Genomic DNA, 25,654 nt, shown 5'->3' with positions numbered 1-25,654 from the left:
GTGATTTTGATTTCCAGTCTTATTGCCATGCTGTTGCAGGTCATGTGCGCCAAACTGGGCATTGTGACGGGGATGGATTTAGCGCAGGCCACGAAAGCCCTGGTCGGCAAACGCACCGCCGTCGTGCTGTGGATCACCACCGAATTAGCGATCATCGCGACAGAGATCGCCGAGGTTATCGGTAGCGCCATCGCTCTGAATTTATTGTTCAAGATCCCGCTGCTGCTCGGGGTGATTATTACCGTGCTGGGCGTTTTTCTGTTGTTGGCCTTGATGAAATTCGGCATCAGGAAGATCGAGGCGCTGGTCTTTACCTTGATCGCCACTATTTTTGTTATTTTTGCTTATGAGGTGGCATTGGCCAATCCCGATCTCGGCCAAATCGTGTGCGCGTTCATCCCGCAAAGCGATATCCTCACGGCAAAGGTGGAGGGCGGTGATTCCGCTTTCTTTATTGCGCTGGGTATCGTCCGGCGCCACCGTGATGCCACATAATTTGTACCTGCACTCTTCCATTGTCCAATCGCGCCAATACGACCGCAGCTATGAGCGGGCGCTGAAAGAAGCGATCCGCTATGCGACCATTGATTCCAATGTGCAGCTTGGCTTCTCATCCATTATTAATTGCCTGCTTCTTATCCTCGGCGCCGCGATGTTTTTTGGCAAAAATCCGGATGATATCGGCCGCTTCGCCCAGCTTTATGACGCCCTGCAGGATCACACCATGGTCGGCACGATTGCCAGTTCTACCCTGGCCACATTGTTCGCGGTCGCGCTGCTAGCCTCCGGTCAGAATGCCACTATCACGGGGACCTTAACCGGGCAAATCGTTATGGAAGGGTTCATCAATTTCCGACTACCGCTGTGGCAGCGGCGCATGATTACCCGCCTGATTGCCATTATGCCGGTTGTAGCGTGTATTTATTGGTGGGGAGATAAAGGGGGATGTGGTTGAGAAGCTATTGGTCTACACCCAGGTCTTTTTGAGCATCGCCCTGCCGATTTCAATGGTGCCGCTGCTGTATTTAACGTCCTCCAAAAAACGCATGGGCAAATTTGTCAATTGCCCGCCGTTTATTGTCCTAGGCTGGCTGGCGACTGCGGTATTGGTCGTATTGAATATTCAACTCATCATCGAAACAGTGCAAATGTTGTTCAATTAAGCAGCAGCGCGTCGGCGGCCATTGTCTGGCCGCCGGTTATGCGCGAGCGATGCGCCCGTCCGCAGCCGGCGGAGTATAGCCTATCAGCGCGACGGCCGTTTATAGGGGTTGGGATCGCCGGGCTTGCGGGTTTTAAGTAGTTTCAGCACCCACGTATACTGTTCCGGATTCGGGCGGACCAGTGTTTCCACCGCTTCATTCATGCGCCGCGCCACGGTGGCCTCATCGGAGTCCGTGAGATCCGCAATCGGCGGCAGAAGATGGATATGCAGCAGGCTGGTGTTACCGTCATAAACCGGGAATAACGGAACGACGGTAGCGCGGCAGACTTTCATCAGGCGGCCTATAGCCGGCAGCGTCGCTTTATAGGTGGCAAAAAAATCAACAAACTCACTGTGCTCAGCGCCGTGATCCTGATCGGGCAGATAATAGCCCCAATACCCCTGACGCACCGAGCTGATAAAAGGTTTAATGCCATCATTGCGGGCGTGCATACGGCCGCCGAAACGCCGCCGCACGCGGTTCCACATGTAATCCACCAGCTCATTGCTCTGATTATGGAACATGGCCGCCATTTTCTGGCCGCGCGCCGCCATCAGCATCGCCGGTACGTCCACCGCCCAGCCGTGAGGAACCAAAAAGATGACATTGCGACCCTCTTCCTGTAGTCGCTGAATCAATTCGTCGCCATGCCAGCGCACCCGCGCCAGGACCCGCTTGGGATCGCGGCAGGCCAGTTCGGCCATCAGAATGGTGGACTGTGTGACGCAGGCGAACATGTCGTCAATGATGGTTTCCCGCTGCGGCGTGTCGATTTCCGGCAGGCAGTAGGCCAGGTTGACCTGGGCGCGAAAACGCGCTTTGTGCGCAACGCGGCCGACCACCCGGCCCAGCGCGCCCAAAACGGGATCGCGCAGCCGCGGCGGGATCCAGGCTGATGCGGCAATAGCGCCAATCCCCAGCCAAACGCCCCAGTAACGTGGCGTATAGAATGCGCTTTTGAAGGTTGGGATGAATTCTGTATGTCCCTTTTTTGTCTTTTCCATGCCTTTCTCACTGCTGTTAAACGCGCCCATAGTGCGGTTGACCGCATTATAAAGAAAAAAAGCAGCCGATGCAGGATCGGCTGCTGAGGGCGTCATATCAATTTAACTGCAGCTGGGGCAGCATTTGTTTGACTTGGGCAAGATACTCGGCGCGATCGCGGCCGGTCAAACCTTCGGTGCGCGGCAGTTTAGCGGTCAGCGGATTGACCGCCTGCTGGTTGATCCACACCTCATAATGCAGATGGGGGCCGGTGGAGCGGCCGGTATTCCCGGACAGGGCGATACGGTCGCCGCGCTTCACTTTCTGTCCCGGTTTCACCAGCAGTTTTTTCAGGTGCATATAGCGGGTCATATACTGACGACCGTGACGGATAGCCACATAATTCCCGGCGGCGCCGTCGCGTTTGCTGACCATCACCTCGCCGTCGCCTACCGCCAATACCGGCGTGCCGACCGGGACGGCGAAATCAACACCGCGGTGGGGCGCAATGCGCCCGGTAACGGGGTTAAGCCGGCGCGGGTTGAAATTGGAGGAGACGCGGAATTGTTTCACGGTGGGAAAGCGCATAAAACCCCGGGCCAGCCCGGCGGCATCGCGATTATAGAATTTACCGTCATCCGCACGGAAGGAGTAGTAATCCTTACCGCCGCTACGCAAGCGCACGCCAAGCAATTGGCTTTGGACGCTCTTGCCGTCCAACATTTCCCTTGAGGTCAGAACCGAGAACTGATCGCCTTTACGCAGCTTGCGAAAATCCAGCTGCCACTGCAGGGCTTTGATCACCGCATTGATATCGCCGCCGGTCAGGCCAGCGGCGCGGGCGCTGGTGACAAAACTGCCATCGAGCTGGCCGGTCAAGGTCGTATTGCGCCACTCGCCGGTCATATTAGCGATACTTTCCTTAAAACCGCCGTCAATGCGGTCATAGGTGCGCGTCTCGCGGCGGGAAACACCCCAGGTCAGGCGCTGTAAATCGCCGTCGGCGGTCAGCGTCCAGGAGAGGGACTGGCCTATCTTCAGATTGCGCAATGCGGGATTTTGCCGTGCCAGAGCGGTGACATCGGCAATATCGATGCCGTACTGGGTGAGGACGCTGCTTAGAGTATCGCCGGTGGAGATGACGTATTCATGTACTCCTGCCTCCCCTTCCACGCGTTCGTCCAGATCATCCTTTGGAATATCTTCGTCGCTGTCCGGGGTTGTTTGATCGAGGGGTTCGCTGGCCTCAGGCGCCAGCTCGCGCAATTGGTGGTCTTCCAGCGGTATGATACGGCTGTGGGGCAGCTCCACTACCGGGGAATAAATATAAGGTCGCCAAACGGCGACGGCCAGTGTGACGATGGTTAACGACCCCAGCATGACGCGGTGGGGTCGCGGCAGATGATTAAACGCCAGGGCGAAAGAGCGGGCTATCTGCTGCACTAATGACTATCCTCATGTGTTCTTTTCCAGGCAGCTCACGTACTGGTTCGACAGTTGCAACAGGAAGCGCGCGTAGCTTTCCTTGTCCAAAACGATACCTATTCCCAGCGGGTCCAGGGTGCCTATATGCACGTTTGTCCCGCGGGCGACGGCGTTGATAACGGCTGCCTGAATTGTGGCTCAGCAAAAATACAGGTTGCTTTTTGCTCAACCAACTGTGTTCTGATTGTGTGTAAAGCCTGCGCACCGGGCTGTATTTCGGGATTGATAGTGAAATATCCTAACGGCGTCAGGCCATAGTATGTTTCAAAATACCCATACGCATCGTGGAATACGTAATACCCTTTAGCGCGAACGGGTGCCAGCATTGTAGCGATATTTTTGTCATTTTTTGTCAAGACGTCCTTGAAAATGCGCAGATTATCGTCCAAAAGTTGTTTCTTTTCGGGCATTAACTCCATAAGACGGTCATGTATCGCCTCGGCAGCGACGAGGCGGGTCCCGATAAAAATGCCTCCAGCTCCGGCCCCACCCCACCCAGACCAGCACATCCGCTTTTTTCAAGCGCAGCGTATCCGACGGCCGCAGCGCGTAATCATGAGGGGATACGCCATCGGGCAGGATCACCTCCACCGGCATCACGCCATCGGCAACGGCGGCGGCGATAAATCCCAGCGGACGCACAGAGGTGACGACCGCGGCCTGGGCATGCACACAGGCCATCACCCCCAATGCGGCACCCCATAAGGCGAAACGACAGGTACGGTAAACAGGGCGCAACACGACGGTGGAAAGGGAGGCGGGCATGGCAATATTCTCATCGGTAACCAAGCAGATTGTTATGTTATAGTAACGCGGCAATTTAACAATCGTAATCATCATGACCGACTTGGTAGCCCTTGAACACATTGCCGTCGCCTTCGGGCGAAAAGCGGTACTGCACGATATCTCATTTACCCTGCGCCACGGACACATTCTCACCCTGCTCAGCCCGAATGGCGCCGGTAAATCGACGCTGGTGTGGGTAGTGCTCAGCCTTATTGCGCCCGATGCCCGCACAATAAGGCGCCAGCCTAAACTGCGCGTGGGTTATGTGCCGCAGAAAATTCATATTGATCCCACGCTGCCGCTGACGGTCGAACGCTTCATGCGTCTGCATCCGGGGGTGAAGAAAGGCGATATTGGACCGGCGCTCGCGCGGGTGCAGGCGCAGCATTTGCATCAGGCTCCAATGCAGAAGCTATCCGGCGGTGAAATGCAATGGGTGCTGCTGGCGCGCGCCCTGCTCAATTCACCACAACTCTTGGTGCTGGATGAGCCTACTCAAGGCGTGGACGTCAACGGTCAGGTGGCGCTGTATGATTTAATCGACAACCTTCGCCATACGCTCGGTTACGGCGTATTAATGGTGTCCCACGATTTACATCTGGTGATGGCGAAAATCGATGAAATGCTGTGCCTTAATCGCCATATCTGCTGTTCCGGTACTCCGGAAGTGGTCTCGGCCCATCCGGATTTTATTGCCATGTTCGGCTATCGTGAATCATCGCAGCTCGCCATTTACCGCCATCATCACAATCACCGCCACGATTTACAGGGCGAGGTCATGCCGGCCGCGCAGCCGCACGGAGAGTGCCGCCATGATTGAATTATTGCTGCCCGGCTGGGTTGCTGGCCTGCTGCTTTCGCTGGCGGCGGGTCCACTCGGCGCCTTCGTGGTCTGGCGCAAGATGTCGTATTTTGGCGATACCCTGGTGCACGCCTCCTTCTGGGCGTCGCTTTTAGTCTGTTGCTGAACATTAATCCGTTTTATGCGGTGATCGCGGTCACCCTGGCGCTGGGACTGGTGTGGCTGGAACGCTTTCCGCAATTGGCTATCGACACTCTGCTGGGCATTCTGGCGCACGGGTCGCTGTCGCTGGGCCTGGTGGTGGTCAGCCTGATGCATGGGGTGCGGGTAGATCTGATGGCGTACCTGTTTGGCGATTTGCTGGCGGTCACGCCGCAGGATATCGCGCTGGTGGCCGTCGGGGTCGTGGTGGTATTGACGCTTATCCTGTGGCAATGGCGCGCGTTATTGTCCGTGACCATCAGTCCTGAATTGGCCCACGTCGACGGGATCCGCCTGCCCCGCATCAAGCTGTTATTAATTCTGGTCACGGCGCTGACCATCGGGCTGGCGATGAAATTTGTCGGCGCATTGATTATTACATCACTGCTTATTATCTCCCGCCGCCGCCCGGTCCGTCCGTGGTGCTGTGCGCCTCGGTACTGTTTCTGCTCAGTCTAACGATGAAAATCCGGTCGTGCCCCCCGCTCGCACGGCGCAGATCACCCCGCCGCGCGGGTCAACGGCGCTATAGATCGCAGGCCACGGCTGTACCGTGCGGCGTTATTCGGGATCGCCGCCGTGTTCCTCTAGCCCGAAATGGCGGTAAGCATGCACGGTGGCGATGCGTCCGCGCGGGGTGCGTTGGATGAACCCCTGCTGAATCAAAAACGGCTCCAGCACGTCCTCTATCGTCTCCCGCTCCTCGCCGATCGCCGCCGCCAGATTGTCCAGCCCGACCGGCCCCCCGACAAACTTATCGATAATGGCCAGCAGCAGCTTGCGATCCATGAAATCGAACCCTTCGGTATCGACATTCAGCATGTTCAGCGCGCTCACCGCCACATCATCGGTGATGTGGCCCGCGGCCCGTACTTCGGCGAAGTCGCGGACCCGACGCAGCAGCCGGTTGGCAATGCGGGGCGTGCCGCGCGCCCGACGGGCGATCTCCCGCGCGCCCCCCTCGGTAATATTCAGCGCCAGACAGACGGCGCTGCGGCTGACGATGTGCTGCAAATCCCCCGTCTGATAAAACTCCAGTCGCTGCACAATGCCAAAGCGATCGCGCAGCGGCGGCGTCAGCGAACCGGCGCGGGTGGTGGCTCCCACCAGCGTAAACGGCGGCAGCTCGATTTTGATTGAGCGGCCGGCCGGCCCCTCGCCTATCATAATATCCAGCTGGTAGTCTTCCATGGCCGGATACAGCACTTCTTCCACCACCGGCGACAGTCGGTGGATTTCATCAATGAATAAAACGTCATGGGGTTCGAGACTGGTCAGCATGGCCGCCAGATCGCCGGCTTTTTCCAGCACCGGACCCGAGGTGGTGCGCAAATTGACGCCCATCTCATTGGCGACAATGTTCGCCAGCGTGGTTTTACCCAGCCCCGGCGGCCCCGAGATCAACAGATGATCGAGCGCGTCGCCGCGCATTTTCGCCGCCTGAATGAAAATCTCCATTTGCTCGAGCACGTGCGGCTGGCCGATATAGTCTTCCAGTTTTTTCGGTCGGATAGCCCGGTCGATCACCTCTTCTCCGGTCACAGCGGCGGCGCTCATCAGTCGATCGGCTTCTATCATCCTCTACCTCACAGCGCAGCGCGCAGAGCATCACGGATTAGCATTTCACAATCAGAGCCGGCGCTGGCTACTTTACTTACCATCCGGCTTGCCTCCTGCGGTTTATAACCCAGCGCCACCAGGGCAGCCACCGCTTCACCCTCGGGATCGGCAGGCATGGCCGGCGCATCGATGGCGGCAGGGATCTCGCCCGCGCCCTGTGGCACAAACAGATCGCCGGACAGGCCTTTGAACCTGTCCTTCATTTCCACCACCAGCCGTTCCGCAGTCTTCTTACCGACGCCGGGCAATTTCACCAGGGCGTTGATTTCCTGGCGTTCCACGGCGCTGATAAACTGTTGCGCCGACATGCCGGACAAAATGGCCAGCGCCAGCTTTGGCCCGACCCCGTTGACTTTAATAAGCTCGCGAAACAGCACCCGCTCCTGTTTATGAATAAAGCCAAACAGCAGTTGGGCATCCTCACGTACCACGAAATGGGTAAAGATGACCGCCTCCTGGCCGGTCTCCGGCAGGGCATAGAAACAGGTCATCGGCATGAAGACCTCATACCCTACCCCATGGGTTTCCAATAGCACCTGCGGCGGCTGCTTTTCCAGAATGATGCCTCTGAGACGTCCGATCACCTCGACCTTCCTCAATGCGTCAGGTAGTTACTTATGATGGTTATGCTTATAACATAATAAAGTCTGGATAGATATCCAGTCTAAAGGTTAACACACCACCGCCGATTGCTAACGCAGCCGCCCGCGCGCCAGATTCAGCCCGCCGCTGCCCATACGCAAGGCATTTTGGCTGACATGGCAATGGGTGATGGCGATAGCCAACGCATCAGCGGCATCCGCCTGCGGGTTGGCCGGCAGCTTCAAAAGGGTACGAACCATATGCTGCACCTGACTCTTTTCCGCTGCACCACTGCCTACCACCGTTTGTTTAACCTGCCGCGCCGCATATTCAAACACCGGCAAATCCAGATTCATCGCCACCACGATAGCCACGCCACGCGCCTGACCCAGCTTTAACGCCGAGTCCGCGTTCTTGGCCATAAAAACCTGCTCTATCGCTAGGCAGTCGGGCTGAAACTGTGTAATAATTTCGCTGACGCCGGCATAAATCAACTTCAGACGCGCGGGTAGATCGTCGACTTTGGTCCGGATACAGCCGCTCCCCAGGTAGGTCAGTTTACACCCTTCCTGCCGTACGATGCCATAGCCGGTAATGCGCGAACCGGGGTCGATGCCCAGAATCACCGTCATGCCGCTGCCGCCCGGCGCATGAGATAAGGCGGGTACGCGGTCATCACAGGGTTGCCGCCACCTCGTCGGAAATCTCCCCGTTGTGGTAGACTTCCTGCACGTCATCGGAATCTTCCAGCATGTCGATAAGGCGCAGCAATTTCGGCGCGGTCTCGGCGTCCAGGTCGGTGCGGGTCGACGGCACCAGCGCCACTTCCGACGCTTCCGGCGTCAGCCCGGCCGCTTCCAGCGCGTCCTTCACCTCGCCGAAAGCCTCAGGCGTGGTGTACACGTCAATTGCCCCGTCATCATAGGTGATTACGTCATCGGCACCGGCCTCAAGCGCCGCATCCATGATGGTGTCTTCACTCAGACCCGGCGCAAAGGAAATGACCCCTCGTTTGGTGAACAAATACGACACGGAGCCGTCAGTGCCCAAATTGCCGCCGGTTTTGGTAAAGGCGTGGCGCACTTCGGAAACGGTACGGTTGCGGTTATCGCTCAGACACTCCACCATGACCGCAGTACCGCCCGGGCCGTAGCCCTCGTAAATGATGGTTTCCATCTGCGCATCATCACCACCGCCCACGCCGCGGGCGATAGCGCGGTTCAAGGTATCGCGCGTCATGTTATTGGCTAATGCTTTATCCACCGCTGCGCGCAAACGGGGATTTGAGCCGACATCGCCCCCGCCCAGACGAGCGGCGGTGACCAGTTCGCGGATGATCTTGGTAAAAATCTTCCCGCGCTTGGCGTCCTGTGCGGCTTTACGATGCTTGGTATTGGCCCACTTACTATGACCTGCCATATTTCTCTCCGAAAAAAGCCTTTTCAGACCGGATGAATAACAAATTCTTCAATTGCCTGCCGGTTACTCCAGGATTTGGTCAATGCTGCGGCGTCCGCGGCGTCCATCCAGCGCCAGCTAAGATGCTCGCTTAACACAGGCGCCTGCTCACAGGGTAGCGTTAAACAGAACCAATATTCTGTATTGTGCGTCACTCCGGGGGCGTAACGGTGGCGAAAATGACTAAAAATTTCAAACTGAATACAGCGCTGGCAATCGGTGAGCATCAGCCCGCCGGCGGCCACATCGAAACCGGTTTCCTCACGGACTTCACGCCGCGCTGCCGCCGCCGGAAGTTCGCCGGCATCGATCCCGCCGGTAACCGACTGCCAGAATGCCGGGTCGTCCCGGCGTTGTAACATCAGTACCCTCCCGCTATCGGCGGCAGAGATAACCACCAGCACCGAAACCGGGCGTTTATAGGGCATTATGAGCGACCGTTTTCCATGGCTTCCCGCCCCTTGCCGACAACCGCAATCGACAGGTCGGCGAGTGCATCGGCATTGCCGAAACTCGGCGCTTCGGTCATGAGATCCGCCGCAGCGGTGGTTTTCGGGAACGCGATAACATCACGGATATTATCGGTACCGGTAAGCAGCATTACCAGCCGGTCGAGGCCAAAGGCCAGACCCGCATGCGGCGGCGTGCCGTATTTTAACGCATCGAGCAGAAAGCCGAATTTCTCCTGCTGTTCCTGTTCGTTGATGGCCAAAATGCCGAACACCGTTTGCTGCATGTCGCCACGGTGGATGCGCACTGAACCGCCGCCGACCTCATAACCGTTAATCACCATGTCGTAGGCGTTGGCCACCGCCGACGTCGGCGATGCGGCAAGCATTTGGGCATCGACATCCTTTGGTGCGGTGAACGGATGATGCATGGCCGCCAGGCCGCCCTCCCCGTCTTCCTCGAACATCGGAAAGTCGACGACCCACAACGGCGCCCAGCGGTCGGTAACCGTGAGCTGCAAATCCAGGCCCAGTTTCAGACGCAGTGCCCCCAGCGCATCGGTGACGACGTTTTTGCGATCCGCGCTGAAGAAAATGATATCGCTATCGGCGGCTCCGGTGCGTACCAGGATCTGTTCAATCACCTGCGGCCCCAGGAATTTCGCCACCGGGCTTTGTACCCCTTCCACACCGGCGGCGCGCTGGTTTACCTTCATCCACGCCAGCCCTTTGGCGCCGTAGATTTCACTATATTTACCGTATTCATCAATCTGTTTGCGGCTTAGCTGCGCGCCACCGGGCACGCGCAATGCCGCAACGCGGCCCTGGCTGTCGTTGGCAGGAATCGAGAACACCTTGAACTGCACGTCCTTGACAAGGTCCGCCACGTCCACCAGCTCCATCGGGTTGCGTAAATCCGGCTTGTCTGAGCCGAAACGGCGCATGGCGTCGGCATACGTCATTTGCGGGAAAATGCCCAGATCAACGCCGGTAATCTCGCGCCACAAATCGCGAATAAGCCGCTCCATCACCTCCCGCACCTGGGTTGCGGTCATGAAAGAGGTTTCAACGTCTATCTGGGTGAACTCCGGCTGACGGTCGGCGCGCAGGTCCTCATCGCGGAAACATTTTACAATCTGGTAGTAGCGATCGAACCCCGACATCATCAGCAATTGCTTGAACAGCTGCGGCGACTGCGGCAAGGCGTAGAATTTGCCTTTATGCACCCGGCTGGGCACCAGATAATCGCGCGCACCCTCTGGCGTCGCCTTGGTCAGCATCGGTGTTTCGATATCGAGAAAACCTTCGGCGTCCATGAAGCGGCGGACGAAACTGGAGATGCGCGCCCGCGTTTTGAGGCGCTGCGCCATAACCGGGCGACGCAAATCGAGGTAGCGGAATTTGAGCCGCTGCTCTTCGGTGTTATTCTGGTTGCTATCGAGAGGCAGAGGCTCAGAGCAGTTAATGATGGAAAGCTCGGTGGCCAATACTTCAACGGCGCCGGTCGCCATTTCGCTATTGACCTGGCTGTCCGGACGGGCGCGCACGATACCGGTCAACTGCAGGCAAAATTCATTGCGCAGCTCGGCGGCGCGGGCAAAGGCATCCTGACGGTCGGGATCAAAAAATACCTGCACCAGGCCTTCCCGGTCACGCATGTCGATGAAAATCAAACCGCCCAGATCGCGACGGCGGTTAACCCAACCGCATAACATCACTTCCTGACCAACATGTGACAGGTTCAGCTGTCCGCAATATACAGTACGCATTAGGATATCCTTAAAATTCAGCCCGTCAGCGGATGCCGGAATGGGTCAAAACGAGCTGTTATTCATCAATGGCTGCGCCCGGCCTTACCGGCCGGCGAGTGCCACTGCACGGGCCGGCATTTGAAAGGCGGTCATTATAAAGGAATTTCAGGCACAGCATAAGCCCGTCTGCGTTGCAGGACGCCGGCCGATGAAAATAGCGTTTCGTCTCATAAATATTAACAAAATTGATCGTGGCGATACTGTCACTTCAGGCTTGGAGTAACATACTCTGGGCTGACCGGCGCGGCCGACTAGCCGCTGCCGCGCATCATTCACTCACGGAGACCCGCATGTTAAAGCTCAATCCTTCTCGTAGCGCCTTGGTACTCATCGATTTGCAGAAAGGGATTTTGCCCTTCGCCGGCGGCCCGCACAGCGCCGCGGACGTCGTCAAACGCGCCGCCGAACTCGCGCAGGGTTTTCGTGACGCCAACGCGCCGGTATTTCTGGTGCGCGTGGGCTGGTCGGCCGATTTCGCTGACGCGCTGAAACAGCCGGTGGATAGCGCCAGCGGTGGTACCCTGCCGGCGAACTGGTGGGACATTCCTGCCGATCTCCGGGCGCAGGATAGCGATATCCGAATCATTAAACGCCAGTGGGGCGCCTTTTACGGTACCGAGTTGGAAATGCAGTTGCGCCGGCGCGGAATTGAAACGATTGTGCTGGGGGGGGCATTTCAACCAATATCGGCGTGGAATTCACCGCGCGTAATGCCTGGGAACTGGGCTTTGAGCTGGTGCTGGTGGAAGATATATGCAGCGCACACGATAAAGCTCAGCACGACGGTAGTTTCCAGCATATCTTCCCGCGCCTTGGCCGGGTACGCCACAACGCTCAAGTGCTCGCCGCCCTCACCGGGTAACCCCGGGTGGGCGATCAATCCGCTTGGGGCCGCCGCGTCGGTTACGCAGCGGCCCCGTTAACACGGAGACGCTATGCTTTATATCGGCCTACCACAGTGGCAGCACAGCGGCTGGGGCAAATATGGCCTGCGCACATTGGCGGATTACGCCCGCCATTTTAACTGCGTAGAGGGGAATACCACGCTCTATGCGCTGCCCGATGCCGGCCGGGTACGCGATTGGCGCGCCATGACGCCGGAAACCTTTCGATTTTGCTTCAAGTTCCCCGCCACCATCAGCCATCAGGGCGGCCTGCGCCATTTCAAAGCGCCGCTGGTGACATTTTTCGCCACCCTGGCGCCGCTGGCGGATCGTATTGGTCAATACTGGCTACAGTTGCCGGCGACATTCAGCCCGGCGGACCTGGAGAACCTCTGGACCTTTATTGACGCGCTGCCGGCGGATTTTCATTACGGCGTCGAGGTCCGTCATCCGGCATTTTTCGCCAAGCAGGACGAGGAACGTGAGCTGAATCGCGGCCTGCAGCAGCGGGGCGTCAATCGCGTTATCCTCGATAGCCGTCCGGTTCATGCGACCCTGCCCACCTCATCGGCATTGCGCGCCGCCCAACAGCAAAAACCCAGGCTGCCAGTGCATGCGGTGGTCACGGCCGATCGGCCACTGGTGCGCTTTATCGGCGCTGAAGATCCCGAAGATAATGTCGCACTGTTTCAGCCGTGGCTGGCGCGTTTACCTGACTGGTTACAGCGGGGAACGCCATTTTTGTTTATTCATACGCCGGATATTGCCTATGCGCCGCCGCTTGCGCAGCGGTTGTGGCCAAAACTGGCAGCAAAAATCCCCGCCATTGGCCCGACGCCTCACTGGCCACAGCAGGAAACGCTTTTTTGAGCGGGCAAAACCCTGTGAACTACCCGCTTTTTTTTTGCGACACTGCTGGCGACTCAGGCTATTATTTCGCACTCGAAAAGCAGGGTAGATAAGGGAGTACTGTTAGGATGGTAAGCGCGCTATATGTCGTGCTTGGTTCATTGTTTTTGATGAAATTATCTCTGGATGTGGTCAAGCTTAGGACCCAATACCGCGTGGCCACCGGCAACGGCGGATTTTATGAATTACAGACCGCAATCCGGGTGCATGGCAACGCGGTGGAATATATTCCCATCGGCCTGATTTTATTGGTCCTGCTGGAAATGAACGGCTCGCCCAACTGGACCCTGCACATTTGCGGGCTGATGCTGATGGCCGGGCGGCTGATGCATTACTATGGCCTGCAGACGCGGGAATATCGCTGGCGGCGCGCCGGCATGAGCGCCACCTACTGCTCGCTGGTGCTGATGGTATTGCTGAATCTCTGGTTCATGCCCTGGGATGTGGTGCTAAGCTGGCAATAACGCGACCATCCGCTCTCCTGTGGGGGTGGGAGGTGCTATGGCTTCCTTGCCTGAACCGGCCACCCGCTACCGCGCGGGACACATGCTTTATCGGCACTTTCTGATAGAATAGGCGTTTTGTACAACGACGCCTATTTTGCCATGACCCATCGTGATGACCTTTTCTCAGCGCCTATTGCCAGTTTGGGCGACTGGACTTTCGACGAGCGCGTCGCCGAAGTCTTTCCCGATATGATCCAGCGTTCCGTACCCGGCTATTCCAATATCATTTCGATGATCGGGATGCTGGCCGGCCGTTTTGCCCGCCCTGGAACGCAAATATATGATCTCGGCTGCGCCCTCGGCGCCGCCACGCTCGCGATGCGCCGCACCATCAGCCATGGCGATTGCCGCATTATTGCGGTGGACAACTCACCGGCGATGATTGACCGCTGTCGGCGCCATATTAGTGCGTTTCACGCAACGACACCCACGGAAATCATCGAGGACGACATTAGCACGGTGCCCATTGAAAACGCCTCGCTGGTGGTGCTGAATTTTACCATGCAGTTTCTTGAGCCAGCGCAGCGGCAAACCTTGCTTAATCGCATTTATGCCGGGCTGAATACGGGGGGCGCATTAGTATTATCGGAAAAATTCAGTTTTCAGGATCAGCTTATCGGTGGGCTGTTGTTCGATATGCATCATGATTTCAAAAGGGCCAACGGCTATAGTGAATTGGAAATCAGCCAGAAACGCAGCATGCTGGAAAATGTGATGCTCACCGACACGGTGGAAGTGCATAAACAACGCCTGGTCGAGGCGGGCTTTGGTCATGCCGAGCTTTGGTTCCAGTGCTTCAATTTCGGTTCATTGATCTCCATTAAACCGGAGAGCGGGCAGTGAGTCAGTTTGCCGATTTTTATCAGCTTATCGCCAAGAGTCCTCTCAGCCATTGGCTTAATACCCTGCCTGCGCAGCTTAGCGAGTGGGAGCAAACCTCCCAGCACTGCAAGTTCAGTCAATGGTTTAACGCGGTGGAACGGCTGCCAATGCTCACCCCCGCACGCCTGGATCTGCTTCACGGCGTTGAGGCGGACTGCGATCCGCCTCTGTCCGCCGGCCAGCAGGCGGGGATCGAATCTCTGCTGCGCCAGCTCATGCCCTGGCGCAAAGGTCCGTTTTCCCTGTATGGCGTCAGTATTGATACCGAATGGCGCTCTGACTGGAAATGGGAACGCGTGCTACCGCATATCGCGCCGCTGGCCGGTCGGCTTATTCTGGACGTCGGCTGCGGCAGCGGCTATCACCTGTGGCGCATGGTGGGCGCCGGCGCTCAGTTAGCTGTCGGGATTGATCCCATGCAACTGTTCTATTGCCAGTTCGCGGCGGTGCGTAAGCTGCTCGGCGGTGATCAACGGGCGCATCTGCTGCCGTTGGGCATCGAGCAGTTACCGGCGTTGGCCGCCTTTGACACCGTTTTTTCCATGGGGGTACTTTACCACCGCCGATCGCCGCTTGACCATTTGCTGCAATTGAAAAATCAATTGGTCAGCGGCGGTGAATTAGTGCTGGAAACGTTGGTCATTGAAGGCGACAGCCAACAGGTCTTGGTGCCCGGTGAGCGCTACGCCCAGATGCGCAATGTCTACTTTATTCCTTCCGCCACCGCGCTGGTAAGCTGGCTGGAAAAGTGCGGTTTTGTCAACGTGCGTCATGTGGATATGTCGGTCACCAGCACCGACGAACAACGACGTACCGCGTGGATGACCAGCGAATCTCTGGCGGATTTTCTCCATTCCGACGATCCGCGGCTAACCGTCGAGGGTCACCCCGCACCGCTGCGCGCGGTCATCGTGGCGGAGAAACACTGACTCCCTAGGGCGCGCACGATTAACATGGCGGTGAAGCGCTAATGTCTCAGTACGCGTCCCCCGGGGAGAGGCCTCGCGGTTGCGTTATCGATGTTGCTGATGTCCTCGCTAGGGCACGGGCGCGCCACAGTGACCGGGGATAAAAAAGCCCCAACAAGGATTTGGGGCTTGGTACTTGCAAGCATCACGTGGGTTTAAGCGTGTGCGTGGCAAAATTGCTTGTCATGCCGGACGCGTCGCAACGGGCAACACGGTCAGCGCGTGTTTCATGTTGGCTACCATCTCACTGTCTACACGGTAACGGCTAAATTCATCCGCTTCGCTGTCGGCGCTCATGCTCACGCCCGCTTTACGGTAGCGCATGCCGGAGGGGAAGAATTGCCCGGCGGAGCTATGCAGCTCCTGGATGCCGCTTTGCACGAATTTGTGCAGGTTGGTCAACCGCACGCACGCCCCCGCCATAATGATTGGACCACGGCTTAGCTCGGTCAGTTCCCTCAAGAGGGCTAAACCCGCTTCAGCGCTTTGCTGCTGACCGGAACTGAGAATGCGCGCGACCCCCAAATCGGTTAACTGCCGCAGCGCCTGATAAGGATTAAGACACATATCAAAGGCGCGATGAAAAGTGACGTCCATCGTACCCGCAAGGTGCATGATGCGCCGCATACGCGCCAGACTGACGTGGCCGTCTGCATCGAGCAGCCCAATCACCAATCCCGGAAAGCCCATATCGCGCACCTGAGCGACGTCATTTAGCATTACCTCGAACTCGGCGGCGCTGTAGCAAAAGTCGCCGCCGCGGGGACGGATAATGGGGTGGACCGGCAACGCAACGCGATCGCGTACCGCCCGCAGCGTTCCAAAGCTGGGCGTCAATCCCCCTTCTTTGGGAGCACAACAAAGCTCAATCCGGTCCGCGCCCGCTTGCTCAGCCTCTATAGCGCACTCCGCGCTATAGCAGCAAACTTCCAGTTTTGGCATGGTATACTACTCCTTTCTTGATGGCCCTCATCACTGGCATAGCACATTATGCCAGCAAACGGCGACGTTTTTCGTTTTTCAATTGTGCAGGGAAATGACTATGGCATTCAACTTCGATGAATGTATCGACCGGCGTCACAGCGATAGCTATAAATGGCAAAAGTACGCTGGGCGAGATGTCATTCCGCTGTGGGTGGCCGATACGGATTTCCGGTCGCCGCCCTGTATTCTCGAGGCGTTGCGCGCCCGTGTCGATCATGGCATCTTTGGTTACGGAGCGCCGCCGACAGCGCTCAGCGAGATATTTATAGAACGGATGCGCGAGCGCTATCAGTGGGACGTCAAGGCGGAATGGCTGTTGTTTCTGCCGGGTCTGGTCAGCGGCCTGCATCTGGCGTTCCGCGCGGCCGTCCACAGCGCCTGGCGCTGGTGCGTTGACTTCGCCGCCGCCGATCCGGCGCTTTCAGGCGACAAACTCCTGCTGATGCTTTGCAACCCCCATAATCCCGGCGGCACCTCCTATCGCCGCGAAGAGCTTATGCAGCATCTTGCCTTTGCACAAACGCACGATCTGCTGGTGTGCTCCGATGAAATTCATTGTGATTTATTACTGACCCCGGGGCTACGCCATATCCCCTTCGCCTCCTTGAATGAGGATGCGGCGCAGCATTACCCTTATTTCGCCTTCAAAAGAGCTTCAATATCGCCGGCCTAGGAGCGTCGGTGGCGGTCATCCCGAACCCACGTTTACGTATGAAATTCGCCGCACAGCGCGCGGGCGTGGTGCCGGTGGTGGATGTCCTGGCGCTGTGGTCAAGCCTGGCTTTCACAGCAGTTGGACTATCTACGCGGCAACCGCGACCAGCTGACGGAACGCCTGCGAGAAATGCCAGGCCTGACGCTGGCAGGCCCCGAGGCAACCTATTTGGCCTGGATTGACACCAGCGGTCTGGACGTGGACAACCCACACGCCTTCTTTGAACAGGCGGGCGTCGGTTTGTCCGCCGGCGCTGATTTCGGCTGTCCCAGAACGGTGCTGGATACCGCTCTGGATCGCATGGTCCACGCCTGCCAACAGCGCCGCGGGCATAGCGCAGCCCCTGTGCCGTTAAGGATGCTCGGGGATAACGATAGCGCGCAGGGCTTAAGGGTGAAATTTCACGGTGACGCGCCCGTCGCTGACCGCCAGCGTGGGATTGGCTAACGTTTCCACCTGAGCCTGCGGCTGGCTTTGCTTGATACGCAGATTCGGCGAGGCCAGCGCCTCATCCGACAGGAGCGCCCGCGCAAACAGGGTGTCCACCTCGCCCGGCAGCACTATTTCGACATGTTCCCATCCTTCATGAGGATAACGCCGCTCGCCGGGCCAGGATAACTCAATGCAAGAAATAGACTGCCCGCCTAAATTCAGCGGCGTCGTCAGTTCAAACAGCGCAATCTGACGGCCGTTAATTTCCGCTTCATGCAAAAGATGGCCACATTGAGAAAAATCGTGATACCACCGCTGTGCCGTGACGTCTTGATGACAGCGCACCGCAATATGATCGATAAAAAAAGCTTCTGGCAAAATACCCAATCTATTAGTTAATGCATATAGTTCCGCTTCAAAACGCGGAAAATCGATTTTCAAATCCAATAATTGTGGAGCGTCGGTCCAATTCATTTTTCTTTATCCTTAATTGTATTTCCAACTCTCATCACCTCAGCCGTCGCGCCCGGTGTGCCGCGCCAATCGCCGCTTTCTTAGACCGGCCAGGGACGAAACTTGGCACAATAGAGTATTAAGATTAATCTGTTTGTTTGCAAGAGGGCATTAAATGACAAATATTTATCCTGTTTTAACCACAGCGTAATGCGCAGCCTTAATTGCTGACATTAAACTTACACAAAGCAAGTTTATGTCATATTTCAATGCGGTGACAAGCGTAAAAGATAAGTATTTTCTGAAAGCGCGTTGGCTGGATTTTGCCTTTGCGTTATATCGGCTATTTTAGACTCCTAAATAATCCAAGGTATATAAAATGCTATTATTAACTTTATGCCTATTGCTAGTTATTGTCGCCATATATTCCATTATCCAGCATTTACGCACTAAAAATCGCAATCAGCTCGGCATGTCGCGTAAAGAACGCCGCCGCTACCGATAACCTTTCTCGCTTCCCGTGATGCGGCGGGCAGCCACGTCTCTTCCGCGTCCACTGAATCTGTCATTCCGCTCTACTGACTTCCACCGCCGATTATGGTATAAGCATGGTTTATTTTTCGGATCTGACCACCGTGTCCGCCCGGTTACGGTGGCGTAGTCAGGTTGTCAGGGAATGTCAGCGCTCTGCCTGCCTCCCGCCCATGCAATAAAGGTATTCCGGTGAACATCCACACTCTTCTCTCAGAAAAAATCCAGCAGGCGCTGGTGGCCGCAGGCGCGCCCGCCGACTGCGAAGCGCAGGTGCGCCAATCAGCGAAGGCTCAGTTCGGCGACTATCAAGCCAATGGCGTCATGGCGATTGCCAAACAGCTCGGTCTGCCGCCCCGCAAGCTGGCGGAAAACGTCGTCGGTTTGCTGAATTTGGACGGTATCGCCCGTAAAGTCGACATCGCGGGTCCCGGTTTCATCAATATTTTTCTCGAGCCGAGCTGGTTGGCAAACCACCTTGCCGCGGCCCTTTCCTCTCCGCGACTGGGCATTGCAAGCGTCGCGTCGCAAACCATCGTGGTGGATTATTCCGCGCCCAACGTCGCCAAAGAAATGCATGTCGGCCACGTGCGTTCTACCATCATCGGCGATGCCTCGGTGCGCACGCTGTCGTTTTTGGGCCATAACGTTATTCGGGCCAATCACGTAGGCGACTGGGGAACGCAATTCGGCATGCTGATCGCCTATTTGGAAAAGGTACAGGACGGCGGCGAAGCGGAAATGCAGCTCTCAAGCCTGGAGAGCTTCTACCGCGCCGCCAAGCAGCATTACGACGAGGATCCGGCGTTCGCCGAGCGCGCCCGCGGCTATGTGGTGAAGCTTCAGGGCGGCGACGAGTATTGTCGACAAATGTGGCGCAAACTGGTGGATGTCACCATGGCACAGAATCAGAAAACCTATAACCGGCTTAATGTGACGTTAACGCGTGCGGACGTCATGGGGGAAAGCCTGTACAACGACATGCTGCCCGGTATCGTGGCGGATTTGAAAGCGAAAGGGCTGGCGGTGGAGAGCGAAGGCGCCACCGTGGTGTTCCTCGACGAATTCAAAAACAAAGAAGGCGAGCCCATGGGGGTGATCATCCAGAAAAAGGATGGCGCTTACCTGTATACCACCACCGATATCGCCTGCGCCAAATACCGCTATGAGACGCTGAAGGCCGACCGGATTATCTACTATATCGATTCACGCCAGCATCAGCACCTGATGCTGGCCTGGACTATCGTGCGCAAGGCCGGCTACGTCCCTGAATCGGTCCCACTCGAGCACCACATGTTCGGCATGATGCTGGGCAAAGACGGCAAACCGTTTAAAACCCGCGCCGGCGGCACCATCAAGCTCACAGAGCTGCTGGACGAAGCGCTGGAACGCGCCCGCCGTCTGGTTGCCGCCAAGAACCCCTCCATGGACGCCGGGGAGTTGGCAAGACTGGCGCAGGTGGTGGGGATCGGCGCGGTAAAATACGCCGATTTATCGAAAAGCCGCACCACTGATTATGTTTTTGACTGGGACAATATGCTGAGTTTTGAGGGTAACACAGCGCCCTATATGCAATATGCCTATACCCGTGTCGCCTCGATATTCAAACGCAGCGGCCAGGATGAGCAGCAGCTCACCGGCGACATCCGCCTGGAGGCGGAACAGGAAACCCAGCTGGCGGTTCGTCTGTTGCAGTTGGAAGAGGCCATTGCGACCGTGGCACGCGACGGCACGCCGCATGTGCTCTGTGCCTATCTGTATGATTTGGCCGTGCTGTTCTCCGCTTTCTACGAACACTGCCCCATCCTGAATGCCGAGAATGCGGCGCTGCGCCAAAGCCGCCTGCAATTGGCGCTGCTTACCGCACGCACGCTAAAAAAAGGGCTGGATCTGCTGGGTATTGAAACCGTGGAACGGATGTAGCTGACTAAAACGTCCGAAGCGTTAAGCCGTTTGTCAGCCCAGCCCTGGCCAAGCCGCCGGTCCACCTGATGATGCGGACTGTTTTTTTTGCTTATGCCAACTCTTATCGCCTTTCAGGACCTACTGGGGTTTGCGTGATTGGGGCATGCCAGGGTTCAGTGCATCGGCATACCAACATTCTTTGACTTGGCCATGCCGGGGGCTAGTGAACCTGCACCGAGCGCGCGAAGTGGCGTGGTCGGAATCCCACCAGCCACAGCGTGGCGAAATAGACCATTCCGCCCACCGCAACCACGCCCATCAGCCGCAGCAGCCGCCAGGGCATACTGCCTTGCGACCAGTCAGGCATCATCATTAGCAGCCCGATAAGCGCCGCCGCCATGATAATGACCGCCAGTAACAGCCGGCAGAAAAAACCGAGCCATCCTGGCTGCGGCTCAAACAGCTTTTGCCAGCGTAATTGCCAATACAAGAGCGCGGCGTTAAGGCAGGCGGCCAGGCCGATGGACAGCGACAAACCGGCATGCTTTAGCGGACCAATAAAGGTCAGGTTCATTAATTGCGTCATGAGAAGCGTAATCATCGCCATGCGTACCGGCGTTTTGATATCCTGGCGGGAGTAGAACCCGGGCGCAAGCACCTTGACCAAAATCAGACCGACCAGGCCCACCGAATAGGCTATCAGCGCCCGCTGCGTCATCAAGGCGTCAAAGGCGGAGAACTTGCCGTACTGGAACAGCGCCACGGTCAATGGATGCGCCAGAATTCCCAGCGCGACGGCGCTGGGAAGCGCCAGCATAAAGCATAAGCGCAACCCCCAGTCCAGCAGACGGGAGTATTCATCGTGATTGCCGCGGGTAAAGCTACGCGATAGCGAAGGCAACAAAATGGTCCCCAGCGCCACGCCGAGCACCCCGGAGGGGAACTCCATCAGGCGGTCGGCATAATACATCCATGACACCGAGCCGGAGACCAGAAAGGAGGCAAAAATGGTATTGATGATAAGGGAGATTTGGCTGACGGACACGCCGAGAATGGCCGGTCCCATTTGCCGCAGCACGCGCCAAACGCCGGCGTCGCGGAACTGTACTCTGGGCAGCACCAACATGCCGATTTTCTTCAGGTGCGGCAGCTGATAACCCAGTTGCAGGACGCCACCGGCCAACACGGCCCAGGCCAGCACCATGACGGGCGGATGGAACAGCGGCGCCGCCAGCAGCGCGAAACCTATCATGCTGACGTTGAGCAACGTCGGCGCAAACGCCGGCACCGAGAAGCGGTTCCAGGTATTAAGGACAGCCCCTACCAGCGAGGTGAGGGAAATAAGCAAAATATAGGGAAACGTGACGCGTAACAGCGCCGTGGTCAGGGCAAATTTCTCCGGCGTATCGGTAAACCCCGGTGCGGTGATCATTATGACCCAGGGCGCGGCCAGCATACCGGCCACGGTGACCAGCGCCAGCACCAGCGTGAGCAAGCCTGCGATATAGGCGACGAATACGCGCGTCGCTGCATCGCCCTGCTGGCTCTTGTACTCCGCCAGAATAGGAACAAACGCTTGTGAAAAGGCCCCTTCGGCGAAGATACGCCGCAACAGATTAGGAATTTTAAAGGCAACGAAAAAGGCGTCACTTGCCATACCCGCGCCAAATACTCGCGCGACGATGGAATCGCGGATAAACCCCAAAACGCGGGAAAAAAGTGTCATGGAGCTGACCGCTGCCAGCGATTTCAATAAATTCATGGTGTTAATTTTCTGTTCCGCCTGGATGCCGTCGACCTGAAGGTGGCGCACCGTCCGGCAAATCCTGAGCCTTATGGGTGCGCTTAGTCTACCCTGCCCGGAGAAAATCGCCACTGTCCGTTATCGCTGCCGCCATCGCAGCGGATATGAGGCGGTCTCTTGAGCTGAGGCGGTAATGGGCCAACGGGCATTGCAGCCTCACCTCCGATGCGGGCATCAAACCCTATGCCGCCCGGCCGCGGTGGTCACGATGCGGCTCCCCGCACGCCGGTCGGCATTGTCCAGGCTATGCCCTTGTCCCGAACGGCGTGCGGGCGTCAGGCCCCGCGTTGCGCCAGCAGTCGCTCAATCCACCGCTGCGCGCTGATGCTTTCCTCGCCGCTCAGACAGGTGGGTGTCTGATTCGCCGCGCAGTCGATAAAGTGCTCTACCGCGCCGGTAAACCCGCACTGGGTTAAAATCGTCTGCCAGGCGGGGACCGGCAGCTCCCCAATGGTGCCCTCGCGTTCCCATTGAAACGGCGCATCTCTTCAACCTGATAAAGCGCACCGCGGGTGACGGCGGTAAAGGTTTCCCGCTGACTGCCCGCCTGACGGTGCATGGTAGTGGTGACCAGGCAATCGCCGCAGCGGAAAGCGTGCTCAGAATACAATAGCTGATCGGCCGCATTGGTCTGCACCAGACCGCCGGACAGCGTCGGCGTGCCGCCTGCCAGCCACAATGCCGTGTCTACAACGTGCAAATAATCATCCAGCAAGGTAAAACGCGTGTCCTCTGCGGTCTGACACTGTCGCTGCGATGTTTGTTCATACGCAGCGAAGCGCCGTGCTGCATTTCCTATTTCAGACGCTGGTACAGGGGCGCGAAACGTCGGTTAAATCCCACCATTAAAATCCGCTGATGCCGGGCGGCTAACGTCAACAGCTGTTCCGCTTGCGCCAGCGTCGCCTCCAGCGGCTTATCCACATACACATGCCGGCCACGCTGCAGCAAATCGCTCACGACCTCATAATGACTGTCGGTACTGCTATGGACAAACAGGGCATCACACTGCTGGGCCAGTTCATCAACTCGCGCGTAATAGGGGATGCGATAACTGTCGCAAAGCGGCTGTGCCCTCTGTTGATTGGGTGAAAAAGCGCCCACCAGACGCCAGCGGGCGGAGTCACTCAACAGCGGCAAATACACTTTCTGCGCAATGCCGCCCAAGCCGATAATACCAATGCGTAATGTCATCCCCCTCCCCTGAGGCATCAACGTCCGGGCGTCCATCCGCTGTGGGTGAGCGCCATCAAAACATGATCGCGCCACTGGCCATCGATCAATAAATAATCTTTTGCGTAACCTTCACGGATAAAACCGAGTCGCGCAAGTAAACTGCCGCTGCGATGATTGTGCGGCATATAGTTAGCCATTATTCGGTGCATATGCCGCTGCATATGACGGATCGCGGCCTGGAGCGCTTCAAACATCAATCGCTGCACTTGCCACATTTCCCCTAACGAATAGCCGAGAAAACACGCATGAAATGAACCGCGCAACACATTACTGAAATTCGCCACGCCGCGGATTTCCGTTTCCAGCGGATCGAGCAGGACAAAATAATATGCGCTGCCCTGGCGATGCATTTCGTTTATCATCCCCAAACGCGCCTGCCAGCCGGAGGGATAACAATGACTTTCATCGCGAATCGGCTCCCAGGGTTTGAGGTAATCCCGATTGGCCGCGTAGTACTCCGCCAGACGGTAATCGTCCCGTTCATTGGCCAGACGGACCACCAGCCGGTCGGTGACCAGTCGCACCTTTGGCGACGCTGAGCGATAGCCAAACATCTTTCCTCCGCCCTCCCGTTTTTCCTACTCTCTCCGGCGCAGAGGTCGATTCTGAGGCAGAAATGGCCACGTATTCGATCGCCTAGAGCCTCATGCCGCGTTTTAATGCTGACCGGGACACTGCGCCACTTATAAACAATAATATAATGTTGATAATAAAGTATATACCCTGATAATTCCGCGCTATTAAAAAATATCTAAGCACACTATCGCTAAACAAATATTCCGGTCAGAATAGGCTGTCCTCATAGCCTTTATTGCATCTTAGGGTGGAGCATGTCGTCGGTCTCGCAAGCTCGGAGCTTGGGTAAATATTTTCTGTTAATGGATAATATGCTGGTGGTAATGGGCTTTTATGTCGTCTTCCCGCTCATTTCCATCCGTTTTGTTGATCAACTTGGCTGGGCCGCGCTGCTGGTGGGCATTGCGCTGGGCCTGCGACAATTTATCCAGCAGGGGCTGGGGATTTTTGGCGGCGCCTTCGCCGACAGACTGGGGGCGAAGCCGATGATTATCGCCGGTATGCTGATGCGCGCCCTGGGGTTTGTCTTGATGGGCATCGCCGATGAACCCTGGCTGCTGTGGCTTTCCTGCGCGCTTTCCGCGCTCGGCGGCACCTTGTTCGATCCGCCCCGGACGGCGCTGGTGATTAAATTGACGCGTCCGTGGGAGCGTGGCCGCTTCTATTCGCTATTGATGATGCAGGATAGCGCCTGCTCCGTCATCGGCGCGCTGCTCGGCAGTTGGCTGCTGCGCTATGATTTCAAACTGGTCTGCCTGGCCGGCGCGGTGCTGTTTGTCTTTGCCGCCATCTTCAACGCCTGGCTGCTGCCGGGTTATCGCATTTCCACCGTGCGGGCGCCCATGCTGGAAGGGATGCGCCGGGTGCTGCGTGACCAGCGTTTTGTCACCTACGTACTGACCTTGACCGGTTATTACATGCTGTCGGTGCAGGTGATGTTAATGCTGCCGATTCGCATCAATGAGGTTGCCGGACAGCCGGCGGCGGTGAAATGGATGTATGCTATCGAAGCAGCGCTGTCGCTGTCGTTGCTCTACCCCATTGCACGCTGGAGCGAAAAGCGCTTCAGGCTGGAAACCCGGTTGATGGCGGGACTGACCGTTATGCTGTTGAGCCTGTTTCCCATCGGTCTGATTGAGGATCTGCGCGCCCTGTTTATGTTGATTGGCCTGTTTTATATTGGTTCAATTATTGCCGAACCCGCGCGTGAAACTCTGGGCGCCTCGCTGGCGGATAACCGCGCCCGCGGCAGCTACATGGGCTTCAGCAGGCTGGGCCTGGCATTGGGCGGCGCTATCGGCTATAGCGGCGGCGGCTGGCTGTATGATGTCGGCAACCGGCTGGAGATCCCTCAGCTTCCCTGGTTCATGCTGGGGCTGATAGGCTTTATCACGCTGCTGGGCTTATATCGTCAATTCCAGCAGCGTCCCATCGAGCCCGCGATGCTTAACGGCCGCGGCGAAGGCTCCTGACAGCGCGTCTCGTC

22 protein-coding genes and 5 pseudogenes are annotated in these 25,654 nt (G+C 57.2%); 13 read left to right on the top strand and 14 right to left on the bottom strand.

The genetic code is table 11. The features are described from left to right. The first annotated feature begins 6 nt into the window (after window positions 1-6). Genes SGP1_RS35125 through SGP1_RS33340 form a run of 3 tightly spaced genes read left to right on the top strand, consistent with a single transcriptional unit; the run spans window position 7 to window position 1,163 of the window. Complete coding sequence (locus SGP1_RS35125) at window positions 7-495, top strand: Nramp family divalent metal transporter (RefSeq protein WP_279379382.1); 489 nt, start codon at window positions 7-9, stop codon at window positions 493-495. Further along, window positions 485-955: a divalent metal cation transporter gene (locus tag SGP1_RS35120; RefSeq protein WP_279379468.1), complete on the top strand. Its 471-nt coding sequence runs from the start codon at window positions 485-487 to the stop codon at window positions 953-955. The genes SGP1_RS35125 and SGP1_RS35120 overlap by 11 nt, the downstream gene beginning before the upstream one ends. Beyond that, a complete protein-coding gene (locus SGP1_RS33340; protein WP_243465982.1) occupies window positions 948-1,163 on the top strand; it encodes a divalent metal cation transporter in 216 nt (71 codons plus the stop codon). The genes SGP1_RS35120 and SGP1_RS33340 overlap by 8 nt, the downstream gene beginning before the upstream one ends. 83 nt (window positions 1,164-1,246) lie before the next feature. Here SGP1_RS33340 and lpxM read toward each other — a convergent pair whose 3' ends face one another. The 3 genes and pseudogenes from lpxM to SGP1_RS11245 all read right to left on the bottom strand — a co-directional run. Continuing rightward, window positions 1,247-2,209: a lauroyl-Kdo(2)-lipid IV(A) myristoyltransferase gene (gene lpxM / locus SGP1_RS11255; protein WP_011411094.1), complete on the bottom strand. Its 963-nt coding sequence runs from the start codon at window positions 2,207-2,209 to the stop codon at window positions 1,247-1,249. 97 nt (window positions 2,210-2,306) lie between these two features. Further along, window positions 2,307-3,632, bottom strand: coding sequence for a murein DD-endopeptidase MepM (mepM, locus tag SGP1_RS11250; protein ID WP_011411093.1), 1,326 nt, complete (start codon window positions 3,630-3,632; stop codon window positions 2,307-2,309). A gap of 12 nt (window positions 3,633-3,644) precedes the next feature. Then, window positions 3,645-4,340, bottom strand: a pseudogene (locus SGP1_RS11245) (metal ABC transporter solute-binding protein, Zn/Mn family); the annotation flags it as partial. A gap of 172 nt (window positions 4,341-4,512) precedes the next feature. Between SGP1_RS11245 and znuC the strand changes: the two are divergent. Together znuC and znuB are read left to right on the top strand one after the other, a co-directional pair. Next, window positions 4,513-5,280: a zinc ABC transporter ATP-binding protein ZnuC gene (znuC, locus tag SGP1_RS11240; RefSeq protein WP_011411092.1), complete on the top strand. Its 768-nt coding sequence runs from the start codon at window positions 4,513-4,515 to the stop codon at window positions 5,278-5,280. Further along, window positions 5,273-5,930, top strand: a pseudogene (gene znuB / locus SGP1_RS11235) (zinc ABC transporter permease subunit ZnuB); the annotation flags it as partial. The gene znuC and the pseudogene znuB, both read left to right, overlap by 8 nt. 94 nt (window positions 5,931-6,024) lie before the next feature. Here the strand turns inward: znuB and ruvB are convergent. The 6 genes from ruvB to aspS all read right to left on the bottom strand — a co-directional run bounded on the left by ruvB (window position 6,025) and on the right by aspS (window position 11,341). Next, window positions 6,025-7,041, bottom strand: coding sequence for a Holliday junction branch migration DNA helicase RuvB (gene ruvB / locus SGP1_RS11230; protein ID WP_011411091.1), 1,017 nt, complete (start codon window positions 7,039-7,041; stop codon window positions 6,025-6,027). A gap of 8 nt (window positions 7,042-7,049) precedes the next feature. Then, window positions 7,050-7,667 carry a Holliday junction branch migration protein RuvA gene (ruvA, locus tag SGP1_RS11225; protein ID WP_011411090.1) on the bottom strand — a complete coding sequence of 206 codons (618 nt, stop codon included), beginning with the start codon at window positions 7,665-7,667 and terminating at the stop codon, window positions 7,050-7,052. Between the two features lie 108 nt (window positions 7,668-7,775). Continuing rightward, window positions 7,776-8,297, bottom strand: a complete 522-nt coding sequence (gene ruvC, locus SGP1_RS11220; RefSeq protein WP_011411089.1) for a crossover junction endodeoxyribonuclease RuvC — start codon at window positions 8,295-8,297, stop codon at window positions 7,776-7,778. Window positions 8,298-8,340: 43 nt separating this feature from the next. Beyond that, window positions 8,341-9,084, bottom strand: coding sequence for a YebC/PmpR family DNA-binding transcriptional regulator (locus SGP1_RS11215; protein WP_011411088.1), 744 nt, complete (start codon window positions 9,082-9,084; stop codon window positions 8,341-8,343). Window positions 9,085-9,107: 23 nt separating this feature from the next. Next, window positions 9,108-9,551: a dihydroneopterin triphosphate diphosphatase gene (nudB, locus tag SGP1_RS11210; RefSeq protein ID WP_011411087.1), complete on the bottom strand. Its 444-nt coding sequence runs from the start codon at window positions 9,549-9,551 to the stop codon at window positions 9,108-9,110. Beyond that, on the bottom strand, window positions 9,551-11,341 hold the full coding sequence (gene aspS, locus SGP1_RS11205; protein ID WP_011411086.1) for an aspartate--tRNA ligase: 1,791 nt from the start codon (window positions 11,339-11,341) through the stop codon (window positions 9,551-9,553). The genes nudB and aspS overlap by 1 nt, the downstream gene beginning before the upstream one ends. A gap of 332 nt (window positions 11,342-11,673) precedes the next feature. On the opposite strand from aspS, the pseudogene SGP1_RS11200 reads away from it, so the two are divergent. From SGP1_RS11200 to cmoB, 5 genes and pseudogenes are all read left to right on the top strand, one after another. Beyond that, window positions 11,674-12,245: pseudogene (locus SGP1_RS11200) on the top strand (hydrolase). A 73-nt stretch (window positions 12,246-12,318) separates the two neighbouring features. Beyond that, complete coding sequence (locus tag SGP1_RS11195; protein WP_011411084.1) at window positions 12,319-13,137, top strand: DUF72 domain-containing protein; 819 nt, start codon at window positions 12,319-12,321, stop codon at window positions 13,135-13,137. A gap of 107 nt (window positions 13,138-13,244) precedes the next feature. Then, the gene (locus tag SGP1_RS11190) at window positions 13,245-13,640 is read left to right on the top strand and encodes an MAPEG family protein (protein ID WP_011411083.1); all 396 of its coding nucleotides are present in this window, start codon (window positions 13,245-13,247) and stop codon (window positions 13,638-13,640) included. 141 nt (window positions 13,641-13,781) lie between these two features. Then, window positions 13,782-14,525 (top strand): carboxy-S-adenosyl-L-methionine synthase CmoA, encoded by a 744-nt coding sequence (gene cmoA, locus SGP1_RS11185; RefSeq protein WP_011411082.1) that lies wholly within the window; start codon window positions 13,782-13,784, stop codon window positions 14,523-14,525. Further along, window positions 14,522-15,493 carry a tRNA 5-methoxyuridine(34)/uridine 5-oxyacetic acid(34) synthase CmoB gene (gene cmoB, locus SGP1_RS11180; protein WP_011411081.1) on the top strand — a complete coding sequence of 324 codons (972 nt, stop codon included), beginning with the start codon at window positions 14,522-14,524 and terminating at the stop codon, window positions 15,491-15,493. Before cmoA ends, cmoB begins: the two co-directional genes overlap by 4 nt. A gap of 222 nt (window positions 15,494-15,715) precedes the next feature. Here the strand turns inward: cmoB and cutC are convergent, their stop codons facing one another. After that, complete coding sequence (gene cutC, locus SGP1_RS11175) at window positions 15,716-16,474, bottom strand: copper homeostasis protein CutC (RefSeq protein WP_011411080.1); 759 nt, start codon at window positions 16,472-16,474, stop codon at window positions 15,716-15,718. A 100-nt stretch (window positions 16,475-16,574) separates the two neighbouring features. Here cutC and SGP1_RS27335 point away from each other — a divergent pair. Further along, window positions 16,575-17,549, top strand: a pseudogene (locus tag SGP1_RS27335) (MalY/PatB family protein); the annotation flags it as partial. 69 nt (window positions 17,550-17,618) lie between these two features. On the opposite strand, the gene SGP1_RS11165 reads toward SGP1_RS27335, so the two are convergent. Then, window positions 17,619-18,137: a VOC family protein gene (locus SGP1_RS11165; RefSeq protein WP_011411078.1), complete on the bottom strand. Its 519-nt coding sequence runs from the start codon at window positions 18,135-18,137 to the stop codon at window positions 17,619-17,621. Window positions 18,138-18,839: 702 nt separating this feature from the next. Between SGP1_RS11165 and argS the strand changes: the two genes are divergently transcribed. Beyond that, the gene (argS, locus tag SGP1_RS11160; protein WP_011411077.1) at window positions 18,840-20,570 is read left to right on the top strand and encodes an arginine--tRNA ligase; all 1,731 of its coding nucleotides are present in this window, start codon (window positions 18,840-18,842) and stop codon (window positions 20,568-20,570) included. A 202-nt stretch (window positions 20,571-20,772) separates the two neighbouring features. Here the strand turns inward: argS and murJ are convergent, their stop codons facing one another. The 3 genes and pseudogenes from murJ to rimJ form a co-directional block, all read right to left on the bottom strand. Then, a complete protein-coding gene (gene murJ, locus SGP1_RS11155) occupies window positions 20,773-22,314 on the bottom strand; it encodes a murein biosynthesis integral membrane protein MurJ (RefSeq protein WP_011411076.1) in 1,542 nt (513 codons plus the stop codon). Between the two features lie 317 nt (window positions 22,315-22,631). Then, window positions 22,632-23,568, bottom strand: a pseudogene (locus tag SGP1_RS11150) (Gfo/Idh/MocA family protein). Next, entirely contained in the window at window positions 23,568-24,146 is a 579-nt protein-coding gene (gene rimJ / locus SGP1_RS11145) for a ribosomal protein S5-alanine N-acetyltransferase (protein ID WP_011411075.1), read from the bottom strand. The pseudogene SGP1_RS11150 and the gene rimJ overlap by 1 nt, the downstream one beginning before the upstream one ends. A gap of 276 nt (window positions 24,147-24,422) precedes the next feature. On the opposite strand from rimJ, the gene mdtH reads away from it, so the two are divergent. Continuing rightward, window positions 24,423-25,640 carry a multidrug efflux MFS transporter MdtH gene (mdtH, locus tag SGP1_RS11140; protein WP_011411074.1) on the top strand — a complete coding sequence of 406 codons (1,218 nt, stop codon included), beginning with the start codon at window positions 24,423-24,425 and terminating at the stop codon, window positions 25,638-25,640. Window positions 25,641-25,654 lie beyond the last annotated feature (14 nt).

The organism is Sodalis glossinidius str. 'morsitans' (assembly GCF_000010085.1).
Taxonomy (GTDB): Bacteria; Pseudomonadota; Gammaproteobacteria; order Enterobacterales; family Enterobacteriaceae; genus Sodalis; species Sodalis glossinidius.
Note: the sequence above shows the minus strand (reverse complement) of the source record. Positions and strands in the feature narration are given on the sequence as shown.